11 protein-coding genes are annotated in these 17,099 nt (G+C 69.2%); 8 read left to right on the top strand and 3 right to left on the bottom strand.

Annotated features, from left to right (window positions below):
- Positions 1-235 precede the first annotated feature (235 nt).
- A complete protein-coding gene (locus OV090_RS12475) occupies positions 236-1,690 on the bottom strand; it encodes a glutamine synthetase family protein (protein WP_267703828.1) in 1,455 nt (484 codons plus the stop codon).
- A 736-nt stretch (positions 1,691-2,426) separates the two neighbouring features.
- On the opposite strand from OV090_RS12475, the gene OV090_RS12470 reads away from it, so the two are divergent.
- Both OV090_RS12470 and OV090_RS12465 read left to right on the top strand, forming a co-directional pair.
- On the top strand, positions 2,427-3,461 hold the full coding sequence (locus OV090_RS12470) for a hypothetical protein (RefSeq protein WP_267703827.1): 1,035 nt from the start codon (positions 2,427-2,429) through the stop codon (positions 3,459-3,461).
- Between the two features lie 219 nt (positions 3,462-3,680).
- On the top strand, positions 3,681-4,199 hold the full coding sequence (locus OV090_RS12465) for a hypothetical protein (RefSeq protein WP_267703826.1): 519 nt from the start codon (positions 3,681-3,683) through the stop codon (positions 4,197-4,199).
- 131 nt (positions 4,200-4,330) lie between these two features.
- On the opposite strand, the gene lepB is transcribed toward OV090_RS12465, so the two are convergent.
- Positions 4,331-5,731, bottom strand: coding sequence for a signal peptidase I (gene lepB, locus OV090_RS12460; RefSeq protein WP_267703825.1), 1,401 nt, complete (start codon positions 5,729-5,731; stop codon positions 4,331-4,333).
- 845 nt (positions 5,732-6,576) lie between these two features.
- Here lepB and OV090_RS12455 point away from each other — a divergent pair.
- The 4 genes from OV090_RS12455 (at position 6,577) to OV090_RS12440 (ending at position 12,201) form a co-directional block, all read left to right on the top strand.
- Positions 6,577-7,515: an STAS domain-containing protein gene (locus OV090_RS12455; protein ID WP_267703824.1), complete on the top strand. Its 939-nt coding sequence runs from the start codon at positions 6,577-6,579 to the stop codon at positions 7,513-7,515.
- A 426-nt stretch (positions 7,516-7,941) separates the two neighbouring features.
- Entirely contained in the window at positions 7,942-8,586 is a 645-nt protein-coding gene (locus OV090_RS12450) for a TetR family transcriptional regulator (RefSeq protein WP_267703823.1), read from the top strand.
- Positions 8,587-8,716: 130 nt separating this feature from the next.
- Positions 8,717-10,531 carry an NAD(P)/FAD-dependent oxidoreductase gene (locus OV090_RS12445; protein ID WP_267703822.1) on the top strand — a complete coding sequence of 605 codons (1,815 nt, stop codon included), beginning with the start codon at positions 8,717-8,719 and terminating at the stop codon, positions 10,529-10,531.
- 29 nt (positions 10,532-10,560) lie between these two features.
- Positions 10,561-12,201 carry an SMP-30/gluconolactonase/LRE family protein gene (locus OV090_RS12440; RefSeq protein ID WP_267703821.1) on the top strand — a complete coding sequence of 547 codons (1,641 nt, stop codon included), beginning with the start codon at positions 10,561-10,563 and terminating at the stop codon, positions 12,199-12,201.
- Between the two features lie 2 nt (positions 12,202-12,203).
- Here OV090_RS12440 and OV090_RS12435 read toward each other — a convergent pair whose 3' ends face one another.
- Complete coding sequence (locus OV090_RS12435; protein WP_267703820.1) at positions 12,204-13,085, bottom strand: cupin-like domain-containing protein; 882 nt, start codon at positions 13,083-13,085, stop codon at positions 12,204-12,206.
- A gap of 546 nt (positions 13,086-13,631) precedes the next feature.
- On the opposite strand from OV090_RS12435, the gene OV090_RS12430 reads away from it, so the two are divergent.
- Together OV090_RS12430 and OV090_RS12425 are read left to right on the top strand one after the other, a co-directional pair.
- Complete coding sequence (locus OV090_RS12430; RefSeq protein ID WP_267703819.1) at positions 13,632-15,197, top strand: hypothetical protein; 1,566 nt, start codon at positions 13,632-13,634, stop codon at positions 15,195-15,197.
- A 189-nt stretch (positions 15,198-15,386) separates the two neighbouring features.
- Complete coding sequence (locus OV090_RS12425; protein ID WP_267703818.1) at positions 15,387-17,090, top strand: DUF4215 domain-containing protein; 1,704 nt, start codon at positions 15,387-15,389, stop codon at positions 17,088-17,090.
- The last annotated feature ends 9 nt before the right edge of the window (positions 17,091-17,099 follow it).

Raw genomic sequence — 17,099 nt, 5'->3', positions numbered from 1 at the left:
TCCTGGGCGCAGTCCGCGGCCCGCAGGTGTCCGCGCTCGGCGAACACCTCTTGTCGAATAAAGAATCCTGTCTTTTAAAACAGCCGACTTAACACAGACTTAACAAGAAAACGGGGTTCCCCGGGGCAATCCGGGTCAAGGGGAGGCAAGACCCCACCCTCCGCAGAACCCCGTGGAGAGCACAGCAGCGGCCTTTTGACGGTTTGCCGGGTTTTTGCGGGAGGTGGCCGGCGGGTCAGAACTTGTTCCACAAGTACTGATTCGTCACTTCATGATGGAACTGCACTTCGGCGGTCTTGATGAGGGACCCGAGAGCGCGGGGGCAGCGTTCGGCGGAGGCCTGTTTGACCTCGGCGAAGCGGGTTTGGACCTGTTCGCCGAGGAGGTCGGCGACGAACTTGGACGACTTGAACAGGCGGATCGCGTCGTTGATGTTGTCGGGGAGGAAGCGGGTGCGGGCGCGCTTGTTGGCGATCTCGGCCGGGTCGGGCTGCGGGCCTTCGAGGCCGGTGCGGAGCAGGGTGTAGACAGTCATGTAGGGGTTCGCGTCGGGGGCGACCGAGCGGACCTCGATGCGGGCCGAGCGTTCGTTGCCGAGAGGGATCCGGACCATGCTGCCGCGGTCGGTCGCGGACGCCTTGATCTGGTTGGGTGCCTCGAAGTGCGGGTCGAGGCGGCGGTAGGCGTTGACGCTGCCGTTGAGGATCAGGCAGATGTCGGAGGCGCTGTTGAGGATCCGCTCGGTGAAGCTCCAGCCGGAGGCGGACAGGCCGCTGTCGCCGTTCTTGTCGTGGAACAGGTTGGTGCCCTTGCGCGCCAGCGAGATGTTGGTGTGCATGCCGTTGCCGTTGATGCCGGTGACCGGCTTGGGCAAAAAGCACGCGGTCATGTCGTAGTTCTGCGCGACCTGGCGGCACAGCAGCTTGTACAGCTGGACCTGGTCGGCGGCGATCAGGGCCTCGGCGTGGGTGAAGTTCATCTCGAACTGCGACGGCGCGACCTCGGGGTGGTCCTTCTCGTTGCCGAAGCCCATGGCCCGCTGCACCTCGGCCGCCGAATCGATGAATCGCCGCAGGGCGTCGCCGGGCAACGAATGATAGTAGCCGCCGGTCGAGATGAACTCGAACGCGCCGCGCTCGGGGTAATTGCGCTCGGCGTCGCGGCCGCGGAAAAGGAAGCCCTCGATCTCGTGGGCGAACTGGGCGACCAGGCCCTCCTTCTCGTACATCGCCGCGGTGTAGTCCTTGAGCCGCGCGCGCATGTCCGCCAGGTACGGCAGGCCGTCCTGCCCGCGGACCTCGGCGAATACGAGCACCTTGCCCGGCCCGAACACGTCGGACGGCAGCCAGTAGAAGGCCGACCAATCGATGCTGAGGCGCAGGTCCGACTCGTGCTGCTGCGAGAAGCCACGCACCGAGCTGCCGTCGAAGGTCAGGTTGTCGGCCGAGCGCAGCAAAAACTTCTTGTCGTAGTCGAGCATGTGCAGCCGACCCTCGAGGTCGGTGAAGCACACGGTCACGGCCTTGATCCGCTTCTCGTCCGTCAGATACTTCACCCGCTGCTCACGCACCTGGTCCTGCGGCACGCGAGCCATGCGCGCGTTCTTGACCTCGAGGTTCAGCTCCTCGAGGCGGTCATAGGGGATCTCCAGGAAGTCACGGAGGGCAGTGGGCGCTTCAGGGCGGGACATGAAGGCTAAATAGACCCGGAGATAATCTAATTTCAAGAACCGTTAGCCTAATTTGATCGCAAGATGTGTGCGCCAAGTCGCAGTTTCGCGCGTCTGACGCACCGACAGGGCCGGGCGCTCGATGCGCAAGGTCCACCCGCCGGGTCGCGCGCGGCGCGAAGGCCCCTCGCCGGCGAGGTGCTCGCGCTGGGGTGGATCGATAGCGAAGAAGCCGCGCAGATCTTCGGCTCGAGACAGATCGAGCTGCGCGACGAACGAGGGCACCAAGGCGCACGAGATCGCCGGGCCTCGAGCGAGAGCGCCGCGGCTGTGCCACGACTCGGAGCCTCCGAACTGCTGCCTCGAACAAGGCCGTACTTCGATTCGAGCTCCGGCGGTCCGACCCGCAGATTTCGTGGATCGCCCGGATAGGCCGTCGTAAGATGCTCGGCGTGGCCGTCGAGCACCGCCAGGTCCTCGCGCAGGAGGTCGAGGCCGGCGACGTTCTGCACCGAATTGCGGTACGCCTGCTGATGGCGCGGTGCTCGAGATCCGAGGAATCAGAGCATCGAGACGAGCCGCGACGAGGGCGGTGGGCCGGAACTGGCCGCGCGGTCGAGTCTTCGGCGCGCTTCGCCGCTGGTGAGGGGCGAAAAGGCTCGTGACAAGGGCGGCTCGGAGGAGGAGAAGGGGAATTTGGGGGTGAAGTTTTGCCGGTCTCGTTGCTTTGGCAGGGCTGCGGCGGTACCGTCGCCGAATGAAGCCTTGCACTCGCTGTGAGCGCCACGTTCGTGTCTCCGAGGCCGTGTGTCCGTTCTGCGGGGCGGCGCAGCACGAGGTGAGCGCGGGGACTGCGTGGGGCTGGGCGGTCGGGCTGGCGATGCTGGGAGCGGCGTGCGGGCCCGGCAAGGAAGATTCGGCGTCAGGCAGCACGAGCGAGGCGACGAGCACGAGCACGAGCACGAGCACGAGCACGACCGGGACGGTGACGGGTACGCCGACGACCTCCGACGGGAGCGACAGCGAGTCGGGCACGAGCACGGGCGGGACGTCGAGCAGCAGCACCACCGAATGCGTGAGCTGCAGCGATTCGAGCGAGGGCGGAGGGTTCATCTACGCGGCGCCCGACATGGGCGGCTCGGGGATCAAGGAGTGCGACCCGTGGGTGCAGGACTGCCCGATCGGTCAGAAATGCATGCCGTTCGCGCAATCCGGCATCGGCGCTCCGGACTCGCTGCATTGCGCGCCGGTGGCAGAGTCGCCGGAGCAGGCCGGCGATCCGTGCGTGTTGCAGGGGAACGGGCCCGAGCAGACGGACAACTGCGACGTCGGGCTGTTCTGCTGGGAGGGCTCCTGCGTGGCGCAATGCACGGGCAGCCCGGACGCGCCGATGTGCGACGATCCGGCCACCGGCTGCCTCATCGCCAACGACGAAGTGTTGACCCTCTGCCTGCCGGCGTGCGACCCGCTCGCGCAAAACTGCGAGGCCGACCAGGTGTGCTTGAGCGTGGGCAATGACCTGGCGTTCGTTTGTGTGCAGGACGCCAGCGGCGACGGCGGGCAGGAGTTCGACGTGTGCGCGCTCCAGAACAGCTGCGATCCGGGGCTGGCCTGCCTCGACTCCGGATGGGCGACCGAGTGCGGCGGCAGGGGGTTCGAGTGCTGCCTGAAGTTCTGCGACGTGACGATGCCGACCTGCACGGGCGCGGGTGCCGAGTGCGTGCCGTGGTTCGAGGCCGGGATGGCGCCGGCAGGGCTCGAGGACGTCGGGTTGTGCAGGCTGCCGGAGTGAGATGTCCTTCGGGACATGTGGATGGCAGGACCGGCGACGAGGGGCGAGCGAGAGTCGTCACTCCGCCGCGCGGAGCCGATCCGCACCTCTTTGCCGGCAAAGGCCCGAGCGGCGCGCGCACGGCCAGGGCCGGGTGAGCCGATCGACTGCAGCCCGCGCGCTACGGTTCTCGCGTAGACTCGGCAGGTGGCCGCTCGTCCAAGCCCTTCGCTCGCGCTCGTGCCTCTCCTCGCGTCGCTCGCCTGCCAGGATCCCGCACCGGCCTGGCTGCCCTTCGAGTCGCGCACTGCCGGCATCGCCGTCGAGCTCCCCGGCACGCCCACGGTCACCGTCGAGCAGCAGCTGACCCTGCCGACGATGACCGAGGTCGAGCGGGTGAACCTCGATCGCAAGTCGCGCGGGCAGCTGCAAGTATCGTCGTACGTGCTGCTCCCGGCGCCCGGCGTCCCGGTCGAGTCGCTGCTGCGCATCGACTGCCTCGCGCCGTTTCAGAACTCGAAGTTCGTCGCCGAGGATCCTCGCAAGCTCGTGCTCGCTGGTCAGGAAGCCATCGCGGTCACGGGGATCGCCCCGCCGTCGGCGTCGCTGCCGAACGGCGGGTGGGAGGAAGATCGCTGTGTGATCCTCGGCGGGCGCATGATTCACCTCGTGGCCATCGGCCCGAACGACGCGGAGACTCGCGGCGACGGGGCACGCTTCCTCGACTCGCTTCGCCCGCACCCGGCGGCGGCCCCTTGAGCAGCGCGGTCCGGTAGGCCCACGCTCGTGCCGATCGATGAACGGAGCGATCGTCTCTCGCATCGATCAGCGGCGATCGAGGCGCTCGGTTTACGCCGACTGGCCGTCGTCGTCGAGCGCCCGCGGTGACTTCACTTCCCGGTGTCCGTCGTCGGGCTCGCGGCGCTCAGCGGAGTGGAGCTCCGCGCCCAGTCGAAGCGCCCGGCGGGCGCGCTCCAGGCGATGAAGCGGGCGACGCCGGCGATCCGCCCCACGGCGACGGGACCGAACGTGCGGCTGTCCTTCGAGACAGGTCGGTTGTCGCCCAGCACGAAGACGTGGCCGTCGGGGACGCGGGCGGTCACGGCGCCCGCGCGGGGGTCGGCGATGAATTCGAAGCGGGAGGCGTCCAGGTCCTGCGCCAGCAATCGCACTCCGCACGACGACGCCGCGTCGGTGTCTCCTGCCGCGGACGAAGGCAGCGCGCGGCCGTCGATGCGGAGCCCGTCCGGGGACAGCTCGAGCGCCTCGCCGGGCAGCGCGATCACCCGCTTGATCAACTTCTCCCCGCCATCGCCCTCGAACAGCACGATGGCGCCCCGCGCAGGCACCTTGCCCCGCTCGAGCTTGTCCACGAACACGACGTCGCCGTCGCGCAGGGTCGGGATCATGCTGTCCCCGTGGACCTCGAAGTTCTCGAAGAATTCGTCGCGCAACGTGGCAGTCAAGGCGGCGATGTCCGCGGCTTCCTGCGGGTGCGGCGAGATCTCGAGCGCCGCGGGGGAGGGCTCGCGGCAATCCCGGATGTAGCGGAAGCCGAGCGCATCCTGGCGCCGGAGCGCGCTCTCACACCAGGAGCCGGCCCCGTCGACCACGTCCGCGGGTCCTTCGATGCGGAGCAGCATGCCGCGCTCGTCGCTGTCCTCCAGCGTCACGGTCACCCGGCGGTCCTGCGGCCCCGCCATTGCTCGCACGTGCAACCATCGCCCGGCCGGATGATCGAAGTCGAATGCTTCGTCGGCCAGCGGCGCCGCGTGGGTGTGTCGGACCCGCAACGCACCCTGCGGCTCGTCTGCGACGAGCCAGCCTTTGGCGGCGGCGACGGCGAGCAGGTCGGGGACGACGGGGCACTCGCGCAGGTTTTCCAGCGACGGCAGGCCGAGGACGCGTGCTTCCACCACGGAAGCGGGCGTGACGACGAGGCGGAGCGAGCGCAGGTCCGCGGGGCGGAGGCCGCAGCCCGCCAGGTCGGGAAGGACCTCGTCGACGAGCGTCTGGAGGTCCTGGCGAAAGCCGGGCCCGAGGCCGCGGTCGAAATCCACGACGGCGGCGATCGGCGGCGAGCCGGCGAGCGCCTCCGCGGGCGCTGGCTCGCTGACTGCGCCCTTGGTCCAGCGGGCACACTGGGAGCGATCCGGCAGCTTCTTTGCGGGAGCGGGCAACTGTGGGGTGACTCGCGGCACGGGCTCGGTCCGGGGTGAATGCTCACCCCCGCACTGCAGCGCGAGGAGCGAGCCGAGCCCGGCGATCACGGGGAGGACGCGCCTGAACATGCGCGCGTTTTAGGCCCCGGGGCCGGCGGCTGTCAATCGTCACCACCGGGCCGGCCGACAGGAGGACGAACTGCGGCTGCCCCTGCAGCGGAGGAGTCCGGAGGGGCACCGCACTCACCGGGGACGTCGTCCCGCGCGCGCCGAAGCGCCGACAGGCGACCGCGTCGGCGTCCGAATCATGCGAGAGCCAAGCGATGCGAAATCTCTGATTCCTCGAAGCGTCGCTCCGGAGCCGGCGCTGGAGGCCTGCGCTCGCCCCACGGTTCTCCGGGCCGTCGAGGTCATCATCAATCGCGCCACGTCGGACCGTGGCTGCGTCATGAACAACTTTCACCCTATCATCATAGTCAGGGTGCCTTTGCATCCGAGCGCTTGAGGGAATGGGCATGTCCGTCCATCCCACGACAGGCCTACCGCCGCGCGCACCGCGGCGGTGCGCGGCGATGCACCACGGGTGGTGCGGGTCGGGCGCGATTGAAACGCGTTTCTCCGGCGTGTGCAGGCCACGCGCCGGGCGCGTATGTGGCGGACGAGAGGCGCTTCGGCCGCGTCATGGCGGGGCCGCGAGGCAGTGCGCATCAGCCTCGACGCCCGCACGTGGTCGAGCCGCGCGCGATTGCTTCGGGGGCGCGCCGCTCGCCCACTGCGACTGTCCCTCATGGCTCTCGCTGCGACACGCAGCGCAAGCCGCTGCGGCTGCTCGGCGAGCGCAGCGCGCTGGAGACCACATTTCCGGGCAGGCTACATTCCCCCACAGAGCCGAGCTTTACTGCCCGCGACTCCTTCGTGGACGCCGATCGTCGCGAGATTGCATCCGAACCGGAACGTCGGTACGTTTCGCCGGCATGTCGCCTCAAGAGGGTCCCACCGCCGGCGTCGACGAGTCCTCCAGTGACGCGTTGCGACAGCGCATTGCGGAGCTGGAGCGACAGGTGGGCGAACAACAGCGCACGATCGACGGTCTGCGCGAGGCGAACGCGTGGAGCCTCGTCAGCCAGGACGTGCAACAATCGCTGCTCCGTCTCATCGATTGCAGCACCGACTTCATCGGCTTCGCCGACATGGAGGGTCACGCCCTCTACGTCAATGCGGCCGGGCGGGAGATGGTCGGCCTCTCGAGCATGGAAGAAACCAGGCGCACGCTGGTCCAGAGCTACTTCGATCCCGTGGACCTCGCCTACGTGGAGAGCACGATCTTGCCCGAGGTGATGCGCACCGGCCAGTGGACGGGGGAGTTCCGCTTCCGCCACATGGTGACGGGGACGATCGTCCCGGTGCACTACAGCCTCTTCCTCGCCAGGAACGCGAAGAACGAGCCGATCGGGCTCGCCACGATCACGCGCGACCTGCGGTCGATGAAGCGCGTGGAGGAGGAGCGGCAGCGGCTGCAGGACGAGGTCATCCGGATCCAGGCAGTCACGCTGGCCGAGCTGTCGACGCCGCTCATCCCGATCAGCGAGCGCGTGGTGGTGATGCCGCTCATCGGCCAGGTCGACGAGACGCGGGCGAAGCAGGTGCTGGAGACCCTGCTGGACGGCATCAGCAAGCGGAGGGCCGCGATCGCCATCCTCGACGTGACCGGCGTGTCGATGGTCGACTCGGCGGTGGCGAACGGGCTCGTGCAGGCCGCGCGGGCGGTCCGCCTGCTGGGCGCGCAGGTGGTGCTCACCGGCATCCGGCCCGAGGTCGCCGGGACGCTGGTGGGACTCGGTCTGGAGCTCGACGGGCTCGTGGTGCGCGGCACGCTGCAGAGCGGCATCGCCTACGCCATGGGCAGCAGCTGAAGCGGTAGAGGGCGGGGCTCGATGACGGCCGCGCTCGTTTGAATGGAAATCGTGAGGGGCGGCGAGCGAGGGTGATGCCTGCATCGGCCCCGACGCTCGGGTCCGCGAGAGTGCCGGCCGATTCGTTCGCGTCTGCATGCAATTGCGGAGAATGATCGGACCAGCGTCGCCCTCGGGCCAATCGTTTCACAAGTCCCGAGGGACAGGTAACGCGCGGTCGCGGCCCGCGCATTGGCGCTCACGGTGAACCAGGGCTGCGTGCGGTGATTTGCCTCCGGTATCCCCTCATTGTTGGGGTCTGCAAGCCTCATTGTGGCGCGATCTAAGTCAGTTGACTTTTAAGGCGCATGACTTAGTCTCTCCGCGGGCCGGGACAGGCCCCCAAACGGTCACCATGCGCGTCGACGACAGCAGGCAGGTCCTGGAGTGAAGGCGGCCAGATCCGACCGGGGCAGCCAGACGCGCGAGCTGCTCCTCCTCACCGCCGAGCGGCTGTTCGCCGAGTACGGGGTGGAGGGCGTCTCGAATCGCCAGGTGAGCGAGGCCGCGGGTCAATCGAACAACTTCGCCGTCGGCTACCACGTCGGTTCCAAGGAGGACCTCGTGGTGGCCATCGTGCGCCGGCACGCCGAATCGATCGAGCGCCGGTGCGCCGAAATGGTGGCAGCCTTGCCCGCTGCGCCTGCGCTGCGCGATTGGGTGTCGTGCCTGGTGCGGCCGGCGGTCGAGCACCTCGCGTCGCTGGGGGTCCCTTCCTGGTACGCGCGATTCATCGCCCAGGCGATGACCCATCCGACGTATCGCAAGCTCGTCTTCGACGAGGCGTTCGCCTCGCGGTCGTTTCGGCATTGCCATGAGGGCATGTTCCGGCTGGTCCCGCAGCTCCCTGAAGAGGTCCGGCGGGAGCGCGACGACATGGGCCGGTTGATGCTCGTGCACATGTGCGCCGAGCGGGAGCGGGCGCTGCAGGAGGGCACGGCCTCGCCACGTTCGACGTGGGAGTCCACCGCCACCGGACTCGTCGACGCCCTCGTCGGATTGTGGCTGGCCCCCGTCACCGGACCGCGATGAATTTAAAAATGGGCGGAGGCGCAAAGGGGCGTCCGCCCGGATTCGAACCAAACAACGAAGAAATCACGCAGGCGCCCGTGTTCCGCGACGGTGGGGCGGGCGCCGATCGAAGCAAGAAGGAGCGCGAAAGATGGATGCGACGAAGAAGGGTGAAGCCTCGTTCTCTCCCGAGGCCCTGAGGGACAAGTATCGGCTCGAGCGCGAGAAGCGGCTGCGCCCTGACGGCGGCGCGCAGTACGTCGACTTCAGCGGGGTGTACGCGGACTTCGACAGGGACCCGCACGTCGAGCCTGGGTTCACGCGTGCGGCGGTGAACGAGGCGACCGACGTGCTGATCGTCGGCGGCGGCTTCGGCGGCATGCTGGCCGCGACGCGGCTGCGCCAGGCGGGGGTCGATGCGATCCGCATCGTCGAGAAGGGCGGCGACTTCGGCGGCACCTGGTACTGGAACCGCTACCCCGGCGCCGCCTGCGACGTCGAGTCCTACATCTACATGCCGCTGCTCGAGGAGACCGGCTACATCCCGACGGAGAAGTACGCCAAGGCCACCGAGATCTTCGCCCATTGCCAGCGGATCGCCCGGCAGTTCGATCTGTACCGGGCCGCGCTGTTCCAGACCGTCGTCGCCGGCATGGACTGGGACGACGACGCCCGCCGCTGGATCGTCACCACCGACCGCGGCGACCGCCTCGCGGCGCGCTTCGTGATCATCGCCGGCGGCGTGCTGCACAAGGCCAAGCTGCCGGGCATCCCCGGGATCGAGACCTTCCAGGGCCACAGCTTCCACACCAGCCGCTGGGACTATGACTATACCGGCGGCGGACCCGCGGGCGGTATGGACCGGCTCGCCGACAAGCGCGTGGGCATCATCGGTACCGGCGCGACCGCGGTCCAGGCGATCCCGCACCTCGGCGCCGCGGCCAAGCAGCTGTACGTCTTCCAGCGCACGCCCTCGAGCATCGGCGTGCGCGCCAATCAGCCGACCGACGAGGCGTGGGCGAAGTCGCTGCAGCCGGGCTGGCAGCGCGACCGCATCACCAACTTCTCGGCGATCGTGTCCGGCCGGCCGCAGGAGGTCGACCTCGTGCGCGACGGCTGGACCTACATCTTCGAGGACAACGGCAGCGCGCGCGCCACCAGCCCCGAGGAGGCGATGCAGCTGCGCGCGATGGCCGACTTCCGCAAGATGGAGGAGATCCGCGCGCGGGTGGACACTCTGGTCAAAGATCCGGCGACGGCCGAAGCGCTCAAGCCCTACTACTATCAGCTGTGCAAGCGGCCCTGCTTCCACGACGAATACCTGGACACGTTCAACCGCCCGAACGTCCAGCTCGTCGACACCGAGGGCAAGGGCGTCGAGCGCATCACGCCGACCGGCGTGGTCGTCAACGGCAAGGAGTACCCCGTCGACTGCCTGATCTACGCCTCGGGCTTCGAGGTCTCGAGCGAGTACACCCGCCGGCTCGGCTTCGACATCCGCGGGCGCGGCGGCAAGTCGCTGCGCGACAGCTGGGCCGAGGGCGCCGAGACCTTCCACGGCATGCACAGCCGCGGGTACCCGAACCTGCTGATCTTCAGCACCACGCAGAGCGGCTGGGCGATCAACTTCGTCCACATCCTCGACGAGCAGGCCAAGCACGCCGCCTACATCATCGAGCAGTGCCGGGCGCGCGGCGTCGAGACGATCGAGGCGACGGAGCAGGCGCAGCAGCAGTGGTGGGAGACGATCCTCGGCACCCTCGCCCAGGGCGTCGCTTTCGGCGGCCCCGAGTGCACGCCCGGCTACTACAACAACGAAGGCGCCAGCTTCGGGCCTCGCGAGATCCGCATGGCCGGCTACGCGGGCGGCACCCTCGAGTTCCTGCAGCTCCTGCACGCCTGGCGCGAGCGCGGCGACCTCGCTGGCCTGGAGCTCACGCGCGGAGCGACCGCTCCCGACCGATGAATCACTCGCGCCCCACCCCGGAGGACCTCATGCGTCGATGGCTCTACTCATCCCTGATCGCCAGCGTCTTGCTGGGCAGCAGCCAGGCCGTGGCTGCGCCGCCACCCGCGTACCGCCAGGAGGTGGTGGTGGCGGGTTCACCCTTCCAGGGCGTCCACGGGCTGGTCGTCGACGGCAAGGGTCAATTGCTGGCCAGCAACCTGCTCGGCCAGACGGTCCATTCCGTCGACTTGAGCACCGGCGCGGTGTCGACATTGGTGGGGCCGCCGAAGGGCGGCGCGGACGATGTGACTCTCGGGCCCGACGGATCGATCTACTGGACCGGCTATTTCTCCGGCGAGCTGATGCGGCGCACGCCGAAGGGCAAGACGCGCGTCATCGCCAGGGACCTGCCGGGCCTCAACTCGCTGGCGTTCCGCGGCGACGGCAGGCTCTACGTCACGCAGATCGGCCGGGCCGACGCGCTGTGGGAGGTCGACCCGGACGGCAAGAAGAAGCCGCGGCAGGTCCTGGCCGCGCCCGGCTTCCTCAACGGGTTCGAATTCGGGCCCGACGACCGCCTGTACGGCCCGCTGCTGCTCAAGGGGCAGATCGTGCGGGTGGACGTCGACACGGGGAAGATCGAGGTGGTGGCGGGGGGCTTCATGATGCCGACCGCGGTCAACTTCGACGCGAGCCGCCAGCACCTGTTCGTGGTCGACGCGGTGCGCGGCGAGCTGGTGCGCGTCCGCGTCGCCACCGGCGAGAAGAAGGTCGTCGCGCAGCTGCCCACCGGGCTCGACAACCTGGCGGTCGGTCCCGACGATCGGGTCTACGTGTCGAACATGGTCGACAATGACATTCGCGTGGTGAACCCGGCCGACGGCTCCGTCAAGTCGGTGGTCACGGCGCGCCTGACCGTGCCGGCCGGCCTCGCGGTCGCGCCGGACGACGCCGACGAGCAATTGTACGTGGCGGACGTGTACGCGCTGCGGCGCGTGGGCGGGCGCGACGGCAAGATCCACCAGACGACCCGGGTGCTGTCCACGCCGATGGTCTTCCCGATGCACGTCAGCCTGGGCGCGAAGCACGTGGTGCTCAGCAGCGCCTACCTCGGCAGCTTGCAGGTGCTCGATCGGGCCACCGGCGCGGTCCTGCGGACGATCCCGAACATCAACGGGGTGCAGGGCGCGATCGAGCTGAACGACGGCACGCTGCTGGTCGCCGAGGCCACGACGGGCCGGCTCGTGCGGATCGACAAGGCCGAGCCCGCGGGCGTCACTGTGATCACCGAGGGCCTGAAGGGGCCGGTGGGGCTGGTGGCGGACCTGGAGGGGCCGGAGCCGGGGGTGTACGTCACCGAGGTGCGTTCGGGGCGAGTGACGCGGGTGCGCCTGGCCGACGGCGAGCAGCGCACCGTGGCGAAGGGCCTGCGCGCGCCCGAGGGCATCGCGCGCCACCCCGACGGCGGTCTCGTCGTCGCGGAGGTGGGGCGCAAGCGGCTGGTTCGCATCGATCCGGCCACGGGGCGCTCCACGGTGCTGGCGACCGGCTTGCGCATCGGCCTGCCGGAGAGCGAGGGCCTGCCGCCGGGCTATGTGCCCACGGGGGTCGCGGTGGGCCGCTCGGGGACCATCTACGTCTCGTCCGACGTCGAGAGCGCCCTCTATCGATTCGTCCCGGTGCCCTGAGCTCAGGCCGTCGACTCGAGCGCCGGCAGCACGCGCGCGAGCCCGGCGGCCTCGAGCGCGCGGCGGCGGCCGAGCACGTAGAGGTATTCGCGGATCGCCCAGGTGGTCCGCAGCGGCAACATCCAGAAGAAGTTGGCGGAGATCGAGGGCGTGAGCGACTCCACGTGATGCCACCACCGCGGCGGCGTGAACAGCACGTCGCCGCGCTCGACGATGGTCTCGATCACGGGCACGCCGCGGAACCGCGGGAAGCGCTCGTAGTCGGGCTGCGCCGGGTTGACGGGGCTCCAGTGCAGGAGGCCCGTCTGCAAGCGAGCGTGCGGGTAGTAGAGGCGCTCGCTGTATTGGGGGTCGATGTGGAGGAAGCGCTTGGTGCCGTGGAGCTGGACGAAGAAGTTGTGGAGGCGGTCGAAGTGCAGCATCGAGAGGGTGCCCGCGGGCCCCATCCACAGGTAAGGCTCGACGCGCAGGCGCTCGCGCAGGGCCGGCGGGGTGAGGGGCGACCAGCCCATGAAGGGGTCGAGGGAGCCGAAGGCCTGGCGAGATTGCGGCAAGGCCCGACACAGCTCGAACGCGGTCAAATACACCCTGCGCGAGGCCGGCGAAGCCGCGCCTCGCATCAGGCCGACGAACTCGCGCAGCGTCGTCGAGGTGTGCTTCTGCGTGGCCTGAAACTCGAACAGGTCGTCGGCGGCGTCGGTCCAGGTCTCGTACTTCACGTCGAGGCCGCCGAACCGATCTGCGAGGTATTCCGGCGTCCACGCGGCGGCCGGCCAGGTATCGGCGACGCCGCGCAGGAGCGCGGGCCGGCCCTTGCGCAGATACTCGCGCACGAAGAACGACGGCGACGGTTTTAGAAGGACATCCAATTTCTCGGAATGCATGGGTGGCCTCGGAGGAAATGTCGCGGCCGATATGGCGCGACCGCGGAGCCGATCTTAGACGATGTCGAAGGCGACAGGGCGGGCGGGCGCGCGCGGGGCCCGTGCAGCAGGGCGGCCGCCGCGAACGATGATCTTCTCACTTCCCGTCCGTCACGGTCTGCAGGGCGGCGGTGAAGTTGCCGAGCAACTCCTGATCGGAATTGCGCTTGAAGGTCAACGGATCTGGCACGATCTCGGTCATGAAGAAGGCCATGGCCTCGTCGACGAAGCCGGTGGGGAGCTGGGCCAGGGCGCGGCCCTCGAACAGGAGCTCGCGGTCGTCCTGTTTGTGCCGTGGTACCGATCGTCGTCTGACGATCGGGGCGGCGAATCAGCGCGCGCGGCTTTGGTAGCAATCGCGGCAACACGAGGAGCAGTCGCGCGCGGTGCGGTGCGAGTCCGATCGGCGGTCGTCGCATTCACGCGCATTCGGGGTCGCATACCCCCGCGCAGGCCAACGCCGTCGCAGCGCTCCGCGGGCGGGCGAGCTGGGGGAGAGTCGCTCGCATGACGACAGGGACGATGGGACGCGCGGGGTGCCTGGTCTTGGGCCTGGTGGCTGCGTGCAATGGGGGTGGTGGTGGAACCGGTACGACGAGCGACGGCGCCACGTCGACATCGAGCGCGTCGACAAGCGTCGGCAGCGAGACGTCGGGCGACGTCACGAGCAGCAGCAGCGGCAGCGAGTCGGCGGGGACCGTCACGACCGGTGTCCCGACCACCAGCACCACCGACGGCGGTGAGACGCCCACGAGCAGCACCGGCATGCCCGGCCTCGACTGCGACGACGGGCTCGACAGCGGGTGGGGCGCGGGCGACGACGTGGGCATGCTCGACGGGGACGCGTGGACGCCCGGGCGCGACGGCGACGGTCGGGTCAATTGCGTATCGTGGCAGACAGTGCCGCTCGGTCGCTGGGTGCGCGTCGTGGGCACCCGGCTCGACGCGCTCGACGCCGAGGTCAAGGCGGCGGTCCCGGGCTGGAGCGACCGCGGCAACGAGGACTGGCACGGGGTGCTCGCGGACTGGGTCGGCATGGCCTGGGACACGCGCAAGGGCACCGAGCGCGGCTGGGTCACCGTCGGCGGCGGCCACGACGGCTCGTCGAACGACGGCGTGTACCGGCTCGACCTGCGCGCCATGAAGTGGAACATCGAGCGCATGCCGAGCGACAGCTCGAAGTGGCCGGCCTCGTACAGCGCGAACTTCACCAACTTCAACCCCGCCGTCGAATACTACGAGAACAACCCCAGCAACCCCGAGGGCGTGTACAGCGACGAATTCTTCGACCCCGACGACCCGGAGATTTCGTCGCGCACGCCGACCTCGCGCCACACCTACGGCTCGACCGTGTTCGTGCCCGAGCTCGGCAACGCGGGCAAGATCCTCATGGGCTGCCGCCGCTACTGGGAGTACGACGTCGAGACTGCGACGTGGGCCCTGCCGAAGTTCCCCTTCGACGCCGCGGCCAACTACTCCGGCGAGACCGGCTACACCGGCGAGAACATGAACGGCTGGTGGAACGCCGCCGAGGGTCGCTATTACGTGTCGGCCACGCAGAACTACAATCAGTCGCAGACCTGGTCGGTGCTGGCCGGCGGCACCGACTTCCGCTGGGAGGGCGGCTACCCGACCGGCGGGTGGACTGCTCTCAGCATCGCCCAGGATCAACGCGGGCAGACGCTGCATTCGCTCGTGTACGAGGGCGGGCGCCCGCACCAGCTCCTGGTCACCGACATCGACACTCGCGAGATCGTCAGCCACGAGCTGGCCTACGGCCCGTCCACCGACGGGCTGATGTTCGATCCGCAGGGCGGGTCCGACGGCGGCACCTTGGCCCACGTGGCCGAGACCGGTCAGTACCTCACCAACTTCTACCCCCTCGGCGAGGGCATGTTGTGGGCGTGGATCGACGAGGCCACCTGGACGCTCGAGCGCGCCCAGCTCGAGGGTGACTACCCCGAAGAGGTCAACTTCAACACCGAGACCAAGCTCGAGTACTTCCCCGAGATGCACGCGATCGTGTGGGTGAACGTCGGCGGGGAGGACATTCGCCTGATCCGCCTGCAGTGATGCGGCGGTGCGCCCCTGCGGACCGCGATTGATAGGAGCGGCCGACGCGCGGAGGGCGTCCTCCTGGCGCGCGATCGGCCGCGCCCGTCCGCATTTGTCGCCGTGGCCGAGGTCGAGCGAGATGCGATAGCCTGGGCCGGGAGCTCGCGCGGGCGGGCACCATTGCACCGAGGGGGAATGATGACAGGCATGATGGGTTGGAATCGGGGCATCGCTCCGTGGGCGCTGGGATTGTGGGTCGTCGCGGGCTGCGGCGACGATGTCGGAACCACGGATGCGACGGGTAACGTCTCGACATCGGGCGGCGAGACCACCTCGACGACGACCTCCGGTGAGCCGACCACCGGCGTCCCGACGACCACGACGGACACGACGACGACGAGCACGTCGGAGACGACGACCTCGACCACGACGGACACGACGACGACGAGCACGTCGGAGGCGACGACCACGACCGGTACCACCGAGCCTGACACCACCGCGACTTCGACGCCCGATACGTGCGGCAACGGGTTGGTCGACGAGGGCGAGGTCTGCGACGACGGCGTCAACGACGGCGCTTACGGCGGCTGTGAGCCCGGTTGCTTCGAGCTCGGCCCGTTCTGCGGCGACGGCGAGCAGAACGGCCCCGAGGGCTGCGACGACGGCAACGAGGTCGACGACGACGCGTGCAACAACGACTGCGCGCCTGTGACCTGCGGCGACGGCGAGCTGCAGCAGGGCGAGGAGTGCGACGACGGCAACATGGACGAGACCGACGACTGCCTCGCCACCTGCAAGAGCGCCAGCTGCGGCGACGGCTCGGTGCAGGCGGGCGTGGAGGCGTGCGACGACGGCAACGACCTCGACTCCGACGCCTGCCTCAACGCCTGCAAGCAGGCCGTGTGCGGCGACTCGATCGTGCAGGAGGGCGTGGAGGAGTGCGACGACGGCGACGATGACGACACCGACGCCTGCGTCGCCGGCTGCAAGGACGCCGCGTGCGGCGACGGCCACGTGCAAGCCGGCGTGGAGGTCTGCGACGACGGCAACGACGTCGACGACGACGGCTGCAGCAACGCCTGCGTGCCGCCGCCGGTCGACGTGCTCTTCACCCATTGCGGCCAGACGTTCGAGAACGGGCCCAGCCAGGCGCAGTGCGACGCCACCTACGGCGACGGCAACCAGCTGCAGGGCAAGGTCACGGTGACTGCCGGCATCCAGAGCTGGACCGTGCCGGTCACCGGCACCTATCGCATCGAGGCCTGGGGCGCCGAGGGCGGCACTCAGTCGCAATACGGACCCGGGGGCAAGGGCGCGCACGTGCGCGGCGACGTCGCGCTCACGCAAGGCGAGGTGCTGCGGATCCTCGTCGGCCAGATGGGCAAGACCGGCATGTACTACGACGTCGGCGGCGGCGGCGGGACCTTCGTCGTCAAGACCATGGGCAACGTGCCGCTGATCGTGGCCGGCGGCGGCGGGGCCCCGGGCAACTGCGGCGTCGCCGATATGACGGCGCAGAACGGCAAGGGCGCCGACGGGGCCAACGGCAATGGTGGTACGAGCGGCAACGACGGCGGCTGGTGCGGCTGCGGCGGCGACGGCAGCGCGGGCGGCGGCTTCAACACCGACGGCGGCGGCAACGGCGGCAAGTCGTTCCTCAACGGCGGCAAGGGGGCCGACACGGAGCGCCCGGGGCAGTGCGTCGATTCAGGTCTCGGCGGCTTCGGCGGCGGCGGCAACGGCGGCAACGGCGGTCCGGGCGGCGGCGGCTACCAGGGCGGCGACGCCGGCGGTTCAGGAACGGGCGTCTCCTACGGCACTGGCGGCAAGTCGCTCACGACCGGGACCAACAAGCTGCAGGAGGACGGCGTGCGGGCCGGCCACGGCCAGGTGAAGATCACGCTGCTCTGAGCAGGTGTG

The organism is Nannocystis sp. RBIL2 (genome assembly GCF_026626745.1).
Classification (GTDB): domain Bacteria; phylum Myxococcota_A; class Polyangia; order Nannocystales; family Nannocystaceae; genus Nannocystis.
The sequence above is the reverse complement of the archived record's forward strand: the minus strand, read 5'-3'. Positions and strand labels throughout refer to the sequence as shown.

Bases quoted from the DNA above. Each gene is read 5' to 3' on its own strand.
- OV090_RS12425 (WP_267703818.1), top strand. From the start codon at position 15,387: ATGATGGGTTGGAATCGGGGCATCGCTCCGTGGGCGCTGGGATTGTGG.
- OV090_RS12440 (WP_267703821.1), top strand. From the start codon at position 10,561: ATGCGTCGATGGCTCTACTCATCCCTGATCGCCAGCGTCTTGCTGGGC.
- OV090_RS12445 (WP_267703822.1), top strand. From the start codon at position 8,717: ATGGATGCGACGAAGAAGGGTGAAGCCTCGTTCTCTCCCGAGGCCCTG.
- OV090_RS12470 (WP_267703827.1), top strand. From the start codon at position 2,427: ATGAAGCCTTGCACTCGCTGTGAGCGCCACGTTCGTGTCTCCGAGGCC.
- OV090_RS12435 (WP_267703820.1), bottom strand. From the start codon at position 13,085: ATGCATTCCGAGAAATTGGATGTCCTTCTAAAACCGTCGCCGTCGTTC.
- OV090_RS12455 (WP_267703824.1), top strand. From the start codon at position 6,577: ATGTCGCCTCAAGAGGGTCCCACCGCCGGCGTCGACGAGTCCTCCAGT.
- OV090_RS12430 (WP_267703819.1), top strand. From the start codon at position 13,632: ATGACGACAGGGACGATGGGACGCGCGGGGTGCCTGGTCTTGGGCCTG.
- OV090_RS12475 (WP_267703828.1), bottom strand. From the start codon at position 1,690: ATGTCCCGCCCTGAAGCGCCCACTGCCCTCCGTGACTTCCTGGAGATC.
- lepB (WP_267703825.1), bottom strand. From the start codon at position 5,731: ATGTTCAGGCGCGTCCTCCCCGTGATCGCCGGGCTCGGCTCGCTCCTC.